The organism is Tardiphaga sp. 768_D3_N2_1 (assembly GCF_052076105.1).
Classification (GTDB): Bacteria; Pseudomonadota; Alphaproteobacteria; order Rhizobiales; family Xanthobacteraceae; genus Tardiphaga.
On the sequence record NZ_CP197245.1, the window covers coordinates 367,826 to 379,445 of the forward strand.

Annotated in this window: 13 protein-coding genes; 7 read left to right on the top strand and 6 right to left on the bottom strand. The window is 62.5% G+C overall.

Annotated features, from left to right (window positions below):
- Positions 1-25: 25 nt before the first annotated feature.
- Positions 26-268, top strand: a complete 243-nt coding sequence (locus tag AB8A27_RS01775; RefSeq protein ID WP_441240413.1) for a BrnA antitoxin family protein — start codon at positions 26-28, stop codon at positions 266-268.
- A 277-nt stretch (positions 269-545) separates the two neighbouring features.
- A complete protein-coding gene (locus AB8A27_RS01780; RefSeq protein WP_441240414.1) occupies positions 546-1,763 on the top strand; it encodes an MFS transporter in 1,218 nt (405 codons plus the stop codon).
- Positions 1,764-1,825: 62 nt separating this feature from the next.
- Here the strand turns inward: AB8A27_RS01780 and AB8A27_RS01785 are convergent, their stop codons facing one another.
- Positions 1,826-2,227 carry a gamma-glutamylcyclotransferase family protein gene (locus AB8A27_RS01785; RefSeq protein ID WP_441240415.1) on the bottom strand — a complete coding sequence of 134 codons (402 nt, stop codon included), beginning with the start codon at positions 2,225-2,227 and terminating at the stop codon, positions 1,826-1,828.
- Positions 2,228-2,235: 8 nt separating this feature from the next.
- On the bottom strand, positions 2,236-3,138 hold the full coding sequence (locus AB8A27_RS01790; protein ID WP_441244799.1) for a transglutaminase family protein: 903 nt from the start codon (positions 3,136-3,138) through the stop codon (positions 2,236-2,238).
- A gap of 116 nt (positions 3,139-3,254) precedes the next feature.
- On the opposite strand from AB8A27_RS01790, the gene AB8A27_RS01795 reads away from it, so the two are divergent.
- Positions 3,255-4,058, top strand: coding sequence for an N-formylglutamate amidohydrolase (locus AB8A27_RS01795; protein ID WP_441240416.1), 804 nt, complete (start codon positions 3,255-3,257; stop codon positions 4,056-4,058).
- A 49-nt stretch (positions 4,059-4,107) separates the two neighbouring features.
- Here the strand turns inward: AB8A27_RS01795 and AB8A27_RS01800 are convergent, their stop codons facing one another.
- Complete coding sequence (locus tag AB8A27_RS01800; RefSeq protein ID WP_441240417.1) at positions 4,108-5,082, bottom strand: DUF3592 domain-containing protein; 975 nt, start codon at positions 5,080-5,082, stop codon at positions 4,108-4,110.
- 79 nt (positions 5,083-5,161) lie between these two features.
- Positions 5,162-5,779, bottom strand: coding sequence for a LysE family translocator (locus tag AB8A27_RS01805; protein ID WP_441240418.1), 618 nt, complete (start codon positions 5,777-5,779; stop codon positions 5,162-5,164).
- Positions 5,780-5,889: 110 nt separating this feature from the next.
- Here AB8A27_RS01805 and AB8A27_RS01810 point away from each other — a divergent pair, with 110 nt between their 5' ends.
- The 3 genes from AB8A27_RS01810 to AB8A27_RS01820 are packed head-to-tail and all read left to right on the top strand — an operon-like array spanning position 5,890 to position 7,183.
- Complete coding sequence (locus tag AB8A27_RS01810) at positions 5,890-6,204, top strand: ArsR/SmtB family transcription factor (RefSeq protein ID WP_441244800.1); 315 nt, start codon at positions 5,890-5,892, stop codon at positions 6,202-6,204.
- On the top strand, positions 6,197-6,655 hold the full coding sequence (locus AB8A27_RS01815) for an SRPBCC family protein (RefSeq protein ID WP_441240419.1): 459 nt from the start codon (positions 6,197-6,199) through the stop codon (positions 6,653-6,655). Before AB8A27_RS01810 ends, AB8A27_RS01815 begins: the two co-directional genes overlap by 8 nt.
- Positions 6,656-6,664: 9 nt before the next feature.
- On the top strand, positions 6,665-7,183 hold the full coding sequence (locus tag AB8A27_RS01820; RefSeq protein ID WP_441244801.1) for an SRPBCC family protein: 519 nt from the start codon (positions 6,665-6,667) through the stop codon (positions 7,181-7,183).
- 226 nt (positions 7,184-7,409) lie between these two features.
- Here AB8A27_RS01820 and AB8A27_RS01825 read toward each other — a convergent pair whose 3' ends face one another.
- Positions 7,410-9,020, bottom strand: a complete 1,611-nt coding sequence (locus AB8A27_RS01825) for an acyl-CoA synthetase (RefSeq protein ID WP_441240420.1) — start codon at positions 9,018-9,020, stop codon at positions 7,410-7,412.
- A gap of 198 nt (positions 9,021-9,218) precedes the next feature.
- Here AB8A27_RS01825 and AB8A27_RS01830 point away from each other — a divergent pair, with 198 nt between their 5' ends.
- Positions 9,219-10,064, top strand: a complete 846-nt coding sequence (locus AB8A27_RS01830) for a DUF1499 domain-containing protein (protein WP_092139322.1) — start codon at positions 9,219-9,221, stop codon at positions 10,062-10,064.
- A gap of 228 nt (positions 10,065-10,292) precedes the next feature.
- On the opposite strand, the gene AB8A27_RS01835 is transcribed toward AB8A27_RS01830, so the two are convergent.
- Complete coding sequence (locus AB8A27_RS01835; RefSeq protein ID WP_441240421.1) at positions 10,293-11,537, bottom strand: PLP-dependent aminotransferase family protein; 1,245 nt, start codon at positions 11,535-11,537, stop codon at positions 10,293-10,295.
- Positions 11,538-11,620: the final 83 nt, after the last annotated feature.

An 11,620-nucleotide genomic window follows, 5' to 3' on the forward strand; every position in this document is an offset into this window, starting at 1 on the left:
AACTGACTGGGCTGCGCTGGATGCCTTGACCGACGAGGATATCGAAGCGGCCGTTCGCAACGACCCTGATGCCGTGCCACTCGATATCGACTGGTCCGACGCTGTCGTTGTCATGCCCGCCAAGAAGAGAGCCATCTCGATCCGCATCGACGAAGACGTGCTCGACTTCTTCAAAAGCGGCGGCGATGGCTATCAGGGCCGGATGAATGCGGTGCTGAGGTCCTACATGCTGCAGAAGGCCAAGCCGAAGACCAAGAAACGGGCATAGTTCTCCCGGGTCGTCCCCGCGCAGGCGGGGACCCATAACCACGGTCGGCGTGGTTCAAACGGCAAAATCACAACGGCCTGCGCCTTTGCTACTTCTTTAGCGTGTATGGGTCCCCGCCCCGCGCACGCCTTTGGCGTGCTAGGCGGGGACGACAAGCTGAGAGTTCGTCGCAAAACAAAGGCCCTATGCATGGCTCCCATTCAAGACGCCGCACTTCTGGCATGGCATCACATGCGCCATATCTGACCGCAATCGCCCCGCCTGCCCGAAAGCCTGCATGTCCCAACCTGCCGAACATCCCGCCCGCGACTCCGGTCCCGGCGGCTGGCTGATTTTTTCCTTTGCCGTCGCCTGCGGCGTCACCGTCGCCAATATCTATTACGCGCAGCCGCTGGTGGGGCCGATCAGCGAGAGCTTCGGGCTCGATCTGTCGTCGGCCGGTATCATGCTCACCATGGTGATGTTCGGCTATGTGCTGGGCCTGCTGTTCCTGGTGCCGCTCGGCGATCTCGTCGAGAACAAGCGGCTGATCCTGATCACGCTGGGCGCCCTCATCGTCAGCCTGCTGATCGCCGCAGCGGCACCCACCGCGCCCGTCTTCATCGCCTCGACATTGCTGCTCGGTGTTGCCGCCGTCGGCACGCAGATGATCCTGCCTGTGGTGGCGCATCTGGCGCCGGAGCAACGGCGCGGGCAGATCGTCGGCACCGTGATGAGCGGGCTGCTGTTCGGCATCCTGCTGTCGCGGCCGCTGGCCACCATGGTGGCGGGCTCGTTCGGCTGGCGCGCCGTGTTCGTGATGTCGGCAGTGCTGATGTGCGGCGTATTCGCGCTGATGATGATCGCGCTGCCGCGCCGGCAACCGAAGCATGAACTGACCTATGCGACGCTGATCCACTCGCTGTGGGACCTGATGCTGACCACGCGGGTGCTGCAGCAGCGTTCGGCCTATCAATGCCTGCTCTATGGATCGTTCAGCCTGTTCTGGACGGCGATGCCGCTGGTGCTGGAGCAGCCGCCATTCTCGTTCGGCCATATCGCCATGTCCGCTTTCCTGCTGTCGGGTGCCGGCGGCGCATTGGTGGCACCGCTTGCGGGACGCCTCGCCGATCGCGGCCGCGGCGATCTCGTCACCGTCACCGCGATGCTGCTGGTGCTGACGAGTTTCGTGCTGACATGGATCGGCGGCCATACCGGCGGCGCGACAGCCGTGACGCTGTTCGTGATCGCGGGAATCCTGATCGATGCCGGCACACAGGGTAATGTGGTGGCCGGACAACGCGCGATCTATGCGCTTGCCGGCCATATCCGCAGCCGGCTCAACGCGCTGTTTCTCGCTTGCGCCTTCTTCGGCGGCGCTGTCGGCTCGGGCTTCAGCGGTTTTGCGGTCGCATCGGGTGGCACGACGATGATCGCCATCATCGGCATCGGTGCGTCATTGGTCGCACTGGCATTGTTCGGCCTTGAGGTCGCCAGCCGACGCAAACCCGAGTAGTCGTAGGGCGGAATAGCGAAGCGTATTCCGCCGGCCATCGATGCGGCGGATTACGGCTTCGCCTAATCCGCCCTACTCAGAAAACGCCCCGACATGATGCGCTTCGTCTCATCGACCGGTCTGTTGTAGATATAGGTCCAGGCTTCGCTCACGCTGCCATCGGCGAGCGTTACAGCGATCCGCTCGCGCAGATACAGCGTCGGCTGCGGATGGTCGGGGCCGACGCTCTCATAATCGTCGAGCGCAGCCATCAGCTCATCGACATTCCGCAGCCGGAACAGCTCGCCGAACACGATGTCACTGGCATCGTCGGAATGCAGCAGGCCGGGATAATGCGCGATCATATAGAGCTTGCCGCGGCACGAGGCTTCACCAAGGAAGTCCGCACCGGCGGAGAGCAGCTTCGACATCGGATGATCGAAGCCGCGCATCAGGGTGCCATAGACGAAAACGCGATCGGGCATGGGGACAGTCAGACTTTCTCGGCAAGTGCGGCATCGTCGCCGGCGGAGACTACATTGATACTCACATCCATGCCGAGAAATGCGTCCGCCGAACCCATATAGGTGCCATGCAGCGGGATCGCCTGACGCGGATCGCGCGCCACCGCGACACGAATGAGATCGCGGCTGCCGACGATGCCATTGGTCGGATCGAATTCGATCCAGCCCGCGGCCGGCAGATAGACCTGCACCCAGGCATGCGTCGAGCCGCCGCCGACATAGTTGTGATCGCGGTTGCCTGGGATGAACAGATAGCCCGACACGAAACGCGCGGCGATGCCGAGCCGGCGCAGTGCCTCGATCATGAACAGCGTAAAGTCGCGGCATGTGCCGGATCTGGTCTGCAGCGTATCGAGCGGATGCTGGGTGCCATGCTCGTAGCGTTTGCGGTAGGCGAACTGCTTGCGGATGCCGAGCGTCATGCCGGACAGAATATTGAAGGTCGGCGTGCGGCCCTGCGGATCGAGAAATCCGCGCGCCCAGCTCGCCAGCTCACCGTCGGGATCGCCATATTGCGGCCGGATGAATTCCTGCAGATCGGGCAGTTCTTCGGCGTCATACAGGAACGGATAGAAATAGGCCTGGTCATCGGCGGTCAGCGCGAACTCGTTTGACGGCAGATGTTCGATGGTCGCGGTCGACACGAAAGTGAGTTTGCGTGCGCGCTCGTCGAAGGTGGCGATGGCGACCGAATTGCCGAACACGTCGTGGATCCAGCGCAGCGATGCCGGCTCGGGCGTGATCTCGAGCGTGCCATTGAGCATGCGCAGATCGTGGCCATCGCGCGGCCGCAGCATGATCCGGTGTTCACCGAATTCGACCGGATGGGCGTAGCGATATTCGGTCTTGTGATGAATCGTGAGCAGAGGCATCAATGGATCGTTCATGGGTGATTTGTCCCGTGTAATTTATACGGAAGACGTTTTTACGGAAGACCCGGCAATCACGGGCCGGGATGCCGCATCGTTAGGCAGATTGGGAAAAGCCCTTGGACAGCCATCAGGACACAGTTCTACGCCTCGGATCGACTGAGGTTCCTCCGGTGCTGGAGCTCAATAATCAGGGAACGTCGCCCTTTTTGCTGACCTGCGATCACTATGGCCGGCTGATTCCCGAGATGCTGGATGATCTCGGCCTGCCCGAGAGCGAGCTCGTCCGCCACATCGCCTGGGACATCGGCATCGCCGGCGTCGCCGAGCAGATGGCCGAGGCGCTCAACGCGCATCTCGTGGCGCAGCGCTATTCGCGGCTCGTCATCGACTGCAACCGGCCGCCCGAGGCCGTCAGCTCGATCCCGCTGATGAGCGAAGCCACAACGGTGCCAGGCAATGATGGACTCACACAGGACATCAAGGCGCGGCGGCGCGAGCTGATCTTCGATCCGTATCACCGGCGCATCCGCGAGGTGATCGATGCAAGGCTGGCGAAGGGCCAGCCGACGGTGCTGGTGTCGCTGCACAGTTTCACGCCTGTCTATGCCGGCATTCAGCGGCCCTGGCATATCGGGACGCTGTATCAGCACGACACCAGACTGCCGCCGCTGCTGCTGCATCACCTGCGCGCCGAAGCCGATCTGGTGGTGGGCGACAACGAACCCTATGCGGTCTCCGATGCCACCGACTACACGATCCCCATCCATGGCGAGAAACGCGGACTGATGAATACCGGCATCGAGATCCGGCAGGATCTGATCACCGATGTCAGCGGCCAGACCGAATGGGCGGAACGACTCACGCGCATCTTCACCGAGATCGAGGCGACGCTGATCACGCCGCGCGCCTCGCATCTCTAGGCCCTGACGCCGACGTAGCTGCCCAATGCATCTGCGCGGCATGAAGTGCCTAGCCATGCGTCCCGATTAAATACGCCACCACCATAAATCCTGCGGCGACTGCCCACAGGAAATAGGCCGCGCCGCCACCGGGGCTCAGCGTCGAGTCAGATGGGTTGTCCGGATTGACGAAGACCTTCACGGCGTCACCGTTCTTGTAGTCCATCCCGAACAGCCGCACCTGCCATTGCGGCGGGTTCGGGTTGCTCGTGCTCAAGCTCCCGGCGGATCCGATATAGGCGACGTGCTTGAAGTGATAGTTGTATTGCACGTTCCGGGTCTGCATCACGGGCCCGCTGCGACCGGTGTCGCTGTCCCGACTCACATAGGTCTCGGGCGCGCCCAACTTGACGATGCCGGGCACCACCGGCCACTTCTTGGCCAGAGACGCCTGCCGGTGTAGCGCCCATCCGAATAAGGCAACGAGGAAGCCGAACCCGCAGAGCGCTGTCACAATCGGCGACCGTTTCGGATCGGCAAGGTGATCTGCGATGAATTCGTTGATGCGGGCGGCGCCAAAGATGCCGCCGACCACAATCACCAGCACGATAACGGCGGCGATGCCAAGGCAGCCGCCGATGCCCTTCGGCATCTCGCGATCGAGCACGGCGTCGCGCGGGTGCCGCGGGTTGTAGTAGACCATGACGGAGGTGCCGACCGGATAGCGCGCAATTGTTTCCGCGACTTCGAAATTGCCGCGGTCCTCCCCGATGCTGACGCGATTGTTGGTGAGCTTCTGTCCACTCACGGTGTATTCGTAGACGATATTCGCAAAATTGCGCTTTTCGGTGCGTTTACGATCTTCCCGCGTGTCGTCGAGCACCTCGACGTCGCGCACTTCGGAGGTCGAGACGATCACCTTGCCGAATGTGGACGGCCAGTCGCTGGCGGCGCGGACCTGCAGATATTTATAGCCGGCGGCGACCAGGATCAGGCCGAACGGCGCCAGCAGCATCGCATAGACGAACCAGGGAATGTCGGGCACGGCGAGACCTCATGGCACGGCGCGGCGCGCCCCGAGGTTTGACGTGACGATGCGGCGAAAGGTTCAGCGCGACAGAGAATCAGCGGGCGCGTGTCAGCGCCAGCCAGACGCCGCCGCCGATCATGAAGCCGCCGGAGATGCGCGACAGCAGCCGCGTCCGCCGCGCCGAGAAGAATTGTCGCGCGCGTCCCGCGACCACCGCATAGACCATATCGGTGAGCGCCGCCGTCACCATGAAGGTGGCGCCGAGAATGCCGACCTGCAGGATGTGGTTCTTCTCCATGTCGACGAATTGCGGAATGAAGGCGCCGAAGAACACCAGCACCTTCGGATTGCTGAGCAACACCATCATGCCCTGCAGGAAGAAGCCGCCGCGTGGCGGCGCAGGCGGCGTATCCGCATCGATGCCCTCGACAGGCGCACGGACCATCTTGATGCCGAGCCACACCAGATAGGCCGCGCCGGCAAAGCGCACCCAGTCGAACCAATAGCCCATGGTGGCCATCAGCGTCGCAAGCCCCAGCGCGACGATGCCGATGACAACCGCGAGCCCTGCCTGCGTGCCGGCAATGCTGATCATCGCCGCGCGCGTGCCGTAACGCAGGCCGTTGGCGATCACCAGCGTGACATTCGGGCCGGGCAGCAGCGCCAGTGCGACGCAAGCAGCGACAAAGGCGAGATAGACCTGAAGCGACATCGGCGTTTCTTTTCGTTTGGCGTGTTCGATCGCGGCGGAGCCTACCCCACACAGCCAGGCAAACAAAGGCGCATTGACACGCAACCATTTAGTTGCCTATTATCGCTGCCATGGATGAGGTCTTCAAGGCACTGGCCGACGCGTCGCGACGCTCATTGCTGGATCGGCTTCACGCCCGCAACGGCCAAACGCTGAACGAGCTCTGCGATGGCCTCGCCATGACGCGGCAGGCCGTGACGAAACATCTTGCGATTCTGGAAGCGGCCAATCTGGTCGCGACGATCAAACATGGTCGCGAGAAACTGCACTACATCAATCCGGTTCCGATCCATGAGATTGGCGAACGCTGGATCAAAAAGTTCGAGCGCGGCAAACTCGCCGCGCTCAGCGAGTTGAAACGTCAACTGGAGACGCGTGATGAGTAAGCCCGAATTCGTCTACACGACCTTCATCAGAACCACGCCGGAGACGCTCTGGCATGCCCTGACCGACAAGGAATTCACGGAAAGCTACTGGTACGGGTGCAGCCTCACCTCTGACTGGAAGGTTGGCTCGCGCATGCATATGGACAGGGGCGGCAAGGTGATGAACGAGTGCGTCGTCCTCGAATCCGATCCGCCTCGACGATTGGTCTATAGCTGGCTTTCGGTGTTCGACGACAAAATGAAAGCGGAAGGTCCCTCGCGTGTGACCTTCGTGCTTGAGCCTCGCAGCAATGTGGTCAAACTCACCGTCACCCACGAAGGCTTCCCCAACGGCAGCACGACGCTGCCGAGCATTTCTGACGGATGGCCGATGGTCTTGAGCAGCCTCAAGAGCATTCTCGAAACCGGACAACCGCTTGTGCTCGATGACACATGCAGCGCGGAGGCTTGAGAGCTCATGATGGATATCAGCACATTCAAACCTGCGTTCGTTTACACGATCTACATTGCCTCCACACCGGACAGGGTCTGGCAGGCGCTGACCTCGGCGGAATTCAGCCGGCAGTATTTCTCCGGTTTTGCAGTCGAACTTGAGCAGAAAGTCGGTGGCACGTTCAGGGTACTGATGCCGGACGGATCGCTGCATATCTCAGGCGACGTGATTGTCTGCGATCCACCGCGCAAGCTTGTCATCACATGGGATGTCAACTGGCCCGGTCTCATCGAGGCACTCGGCAGCACGCTGGTGACCTACGACATCGAGCCATCTGGCGAGACGGTGAAACTAACACTGACGCAATCCCATGACCGCGAGCTCAGCGACGACATTCTGTCTGGCGGACGCGCAGGCTGGCCGGCGATCCTGTCGAGCCTGAAGAGTTTGCTGGAAACGGGCAAGGTCCCCGCGATCCAGATGGAACCGCCGCTGAAGCTGCTGGCGGCGTTGAAGGAGATGGGGATCAAGGTGCCGGGGATGTGAGGCGAAGCGCTGTCGCTCCCTCTCCCCGCTCTGCGCGGGGAGAGGGGTGGGGTGAGGGGCAAAGGCACGTCGGCGTCGCGGAGTTTTTCTATCGGGTCGGAGCGATCCGATAGGAGCTTGATTGTGTGAGTGCGTGCCATGCCCCTCACCCGCCGCGAAGACGCGGCGACCTCTCCCCGCCTAGCGAAGCTTCGCTTCGCGGGGGGGGGCGGGGAGAGGTTAAGAATTACCCCAGCGCCCGTAATTCCCGCCTCAGCACCTTGCCTGTCGCCGTCATCGGCAGCGACTCCGCGAACTGCACGTGGCGCGGATATTCGTGCGCGGCGAGTTGCGACTTGACGAAATCCTGCAGCTCGCGCGCCAGTGCATCGCTCGGTTCAAAGCCCGGGCGCAGCACGATCCAGGCCTTCACGGCCTCGGTGCGGATCGGATCGGGAATGCCGACAACAGCCGACAGCGCCACCGCCGGATGTTTCAGCAGCGTGTGCTCGATCTCCGACGGGCCGATGCGATAGCCTGCCGAGGTGATGACGTCGTCCTCGCGCGAGACGTACCAGAAGTAGCCGTCGTCATCCTGGATGCCGAGATCGCCGGTGAGCAGGAAGTCGCCCGCGAATTTCTTCGCGGTGCCTTCGGGGTTCTGCCAGTAGCCGAGCATGGTGCAAGGATTGGGCTGCCTGACACCAACGATGCCACGCTCGCCGCGCGGCAGTTCCTCGCCCTGCTCATTGACGATGCGGACATCAAAGCCCGGCGTCGGCTTGCCCATGGAGCCCGGCCGGATCGGAAACAGATCGGCATTGTTGCCGACCACGAGATTGCATTCGGTCTGGCCATAGATCTCATGCGCATCGATGCCGAACGTACTCCGCACCCAGTCGAGCAATTCCGAACCGAGCGACTCGCCGCCGGTGAGCATGCTGCGCAGCTTCACGCCATCATGCCTGACATTGGCCTGCCGCATCAGCTTCAGCGCCGTGGGCGGCAGGAAGACATTGCGCACCCCGTGATCGGCCATCAGCTGCATCGCGGCGTCAGGCTCAAATTTCCTGGCGCGATAGCCGACGATCGGCACGCCGTGATACCAGGCCGGAAACAGCGCATCGAACAGCCCGCCGATCCACGCCCAGTCGGCCGGTGTCCAGTAGACGTCGCCGGGCTTGGGGAAGAAGCCGTGCACCATCTCCACATTGGGCAGATGGCCGAGCAGCACGCGATGCGCATGCAGCGCGCCCTTGGGATTTCCCGTGGTGCCCGATGTGTAGATGATGATCGCGGGATCGTCGCAGGACGTATCGACCGTGGTGAAGTCTTCGGACGCCGCCTCGATCGCCGACCAGAACGGTTTGGCCCCGGCATGCGGTGCACTGTCCGTGACGTAGATATCCTGTAAATGAGGCAGCCGCTCGCGGATTCTCGACAACTTGTCCCAGCCACTCGCGTCGGTGACGATGGCCTTGGCCCCGGAATTAGCAAGGCGGAATTCCAGCGCGTCCTCGCCGAACAGCGTGAACAGCGGCACCGAGACCAGACCCGAACGGAACGCGGCGAGATGCACGATCGGCAATTCCACCGATTGCGACAAGAACACCGCAATGCGGTCACCGCGCTGCAGGCCATCCGCCTTCAGCACATTGGCGAAGCTGCGCGAGAAAGCCTGCATCTCGTCGAAGGAGAAACGATGCGTGCCGCGGTCCTCGTCCACATAGATCAGCGCCAGCCGCCCGCTACCGTCGGCATGACGGTCGCAGGCCACCGTCGCGATATTGAATCGCTCCGGCACATCCCAGCGGAAATTGCGGGCGAGCGTCTCATAATCCGTGGTTTCGACCAGCATGGCAGGCTCCCTGCGGCCTTGCTTGCTTCTTCTCGTTATTCCAGGGGAGAAGTCTGAACGGCCGCAGCCCTATTCTTAAACGAGGAGTTCTGCCCGCCAAAGTGCCTTGAATTTCCCGGCCCGGCATGGTCTCAAGCAGCCTGTTCGGAACCCGGCGCCATCAGCGCCTTCGCAAGCTTAATCCGGTAGAAATTCCTCATGGCACGCAGGTTTTCGGCCGCCTACCAGTCGGAACCAGTGTCCAGCCTGGCACTGTGGGCGCGGCGCCTCGCGGTTTTCGCCGCCATTGCCGCCCTCACCTCGATCATCATCGTCCGCTTCGGGTTCCTCGAAGTCAAACCGGCGCTGATGACCTTCTTCGGCGCGCTGGGATTCGCCGGCCTCTCGATCCTGGTGGCGCTCGCCGGCTTTGCCGCGATCTGGCAGAACGGCTCGCGCGGCATGAGCGTGATCCTGGTGGCGCTGATGCTCGACGCGGTGATTCTGGCCTATCCCGGCTACCTTGCGTACCAGTATCGCAAGCTGCCGAAGATCCACGACATCACCACCGACCCGATCGACCCGCCGCGCTTCGAGGCTCTGGCGCGGCTGCGTATCGGCGACGACACCAACTCCGCCGTCTATTCCGGCCTTTACTCCGCCGAACAGCAGCGCGCCGCCTATCCGGATATCGAGCCGGTGGAACTGGAGGTGCCGGTCCAGCGCGCCTATGACGTGACGCGCGCTTTGGTCGAGAAGCGCAAATGGACGATCATTGACGAGCGGCCGCCACAGCCGCCGCGCCGCATCGGGCGTATCGAGGCCGTGGCGCGCACACCGATCATGGGTTTCCGTGAGGACGTCGCGATCCGCGTGACACCGGACGGGGAGGGTTCGCGCGTCGATATCCGCTCGTCGTCACGCTATTTCGAAGGCGATCTCGGCAGCAACGCGGCGCGCGTCACCAAGCTGATCGACGATATCAACACCGCCGTCGATAGCGCACCGGCGCCAAAGAAGGCGGCGACACCGGCGAAAGCCGCGGTGAAGGGCGTGAAGAAGTAGGCTCCGATACGTCGGCCTCTCGCTCCCTCGCCCCGCACTTTGCGGGGAGAGGGTCGGGGTGATGGGCGAGGCACACTCTCTCATCGCGGGAAGTGTTGGTGGGTCGAACGGATGCGATTCATCAGTCCGAGAATATGGATACTGCAGTGATCTGCCCCTCACCCGCCGCGAAGACGCGGCGACCTCTCCCCGCGCAGAGCGGGGAGAGGTTAGATTGCAGCGACGCAGTTATCCCTGCGCACGTTTCTCCACATTGGCGATCCGCTCGGGCACACCGAATTCCTGCCGGCAGACATCAGCGAGCACCGCGATCCCTTCGCGGATTTCCTGATGGGTCGGACTGGCGAAGCAGATGCGGATGTGGCTGTGCGCATAGGCCTTGTCGACAGACCATTCCGGGCCGGGATTGATCGACACGCCGGCCTTGAGCGCAGCCTGATAGAGCTTCATCGCATCGACATTGGCGGGCAGTTTCACCCACAGGAAGATGCCGCCTTTGGGTTCGTCGAATTCCGCCGCCGTGCCGAACTGCTCGTTGAGCGCATCCATCAGCGTCTCCAGCTTGGCGCGGAGCCCGCGCGTCGCCTTTGGCACATGGGTGGCGAAATGCGGCACGCAATATTCGGCGAGGACCATCTGCTCCAGCGCGCCTGAACCGGCATCCGTCTTCAGCGCCAGCATGCGTGACATGATCTCCCAGGGCGCGACGATGTAGCCGACGCGGAGCGCAGGCGCGATCGACTTGGAGAACGAGCCGATATGGATCACGCTGCCGCTTGTATCCATCGCGTGAATCGCCGGCGGACGCTCGCCGGTCCAGATCAGGTCGGCATAGCAATCGTCCTCGAAGATGGGGACGCCATACTTTGCCGACAGCGCCAGCAGCTCGCGACGATGGCTTTCCGGCATGATGGTGGCGGTCGGGTTCTGCACGGTCGGGATCGTATAGATATATTTCGGCCGGATGCCCTTCGCCTTCAGATCTTCCAATGCCGTGGCCAGCGCATCCATCCGCATGCCGTCGTCATCCAGGGGAATGCCGACGATATTGACGCCGAGACGGGTGAGCCGGTTGATGGAGCCTTGATAGCAGTCGCGCTCGATGATGACGGTGTCGCCCCTGGCCAGCAGACTGTGATTGACGAGATCGAGTGCCTGCAGCGAGCCGGAGACAATGAGGATGTCATCGGCGCTGCAATCGATGCTGGCGTCGCGCTTCAGCTTGCCGGCGATGAAATCCCGCAGCGGCAGATAGCCCTGCGGGCCACTCGCCAGACCGTAGGTTGCCAGCGTGCGCCCCTCGCGCAGCATGACGGCATTGGCGGCAGCGGTCAGGCCCTCCACCGGCACCTGGTCCATATCGTTGTTGCCGCCGACGAAACTGTATCTGGCGAGGCCGGTCCATTTTGCCGCAGCCGCGGGCAGGCCCGGAGGCAGCAATGGCGCATAATCGAACCGTGTGGTGGTAGTCATGAACGTCGTCTCCCTTAGGCCTTTTTGGAGCGAAGGCCGCTTTTTATGACGAAGGCTGCCTCGTTGGACCGCCCTCCGCGTGT

What these genes read in the sequence shown, in the direction of transcription:
- AB8A27_RS01790 (WP_441244799.1), bottom strand. Translation starts at nt 3,138, where the DNA reads ATGCCTCTGCTCACGATTCATCACAAGACCGAATATCGCTACGCCCAT.
- AB8A27_RS01785 (WP_441240415.1), bottom strand. Translation starts at nt 2,227, where the DNA reads ATGCCCGATCGCGTTTTCGTCTATGGCACCCTGATGCGCGGCTTCGAT.
- AB8A27_RS01825 (WP_441240420.1), bottom strand. Translation starts at nt 9,020, where the DNA reads ATGCTGGTCGAAACCACGGATTATGAGACGCTCGCCCGCAATTTCCGC.
- AB8A27_RS01835 (WP_441240421.1), bottom strand. Translation starts at nt 11,537, where the DNA reads ATGACTACCACCACACGGTTCGATTATGCGCCATTGCTGCCTCCGGGC.
- AB8A27_RS01815 (WP_441240419.1), top strand. Translation starts at nt 6,197, where the DNA reads ATGAGTAAGCCCGAATTCGTCTACACGACCTTCATCAGAACCACGCCG.
- AB8A27_RS01805 (WP_441240418.1), bottom strand. Translation starts at nt 5,779, where the DNA reads ATGTCGCTTCAGGTCTATCTCGCCTTTGTCGCTGCTTGCGTCGCACTG.
- AB8A27_RS01810 (WP_441244800.1), top strand. Translation starts at nt 5,890, where the DNA reads ATGGATGAGGTCTTCAAGGCACTGGCCGACGCGTCGCGACGCTCATTG.
- AB8A27_RS01830 (WP_092139322.1), top strand. Translation starts at nt 9,219, where the DNA reads ATGGCACGCAGGTTTTCGGCCGCCTACCAGTCGGAACCAGTGTCCAGC.
- AB8A27_RS01820 (WP_441244801.1), top strand. Translation starts at nt 6,665, where the DNA reads ATGGATATCAGCACATTCAAACCTGCGTTCGTTTACACGATCTACATT.
- AB8A27_RS01780 (WP_441240414.1), top strand. Translation starts at nt 546, where the DNA reads ATGTCCCAACCTGCCGAACATCCCGCCCGCGACTCCGGTCCCGGCGGC.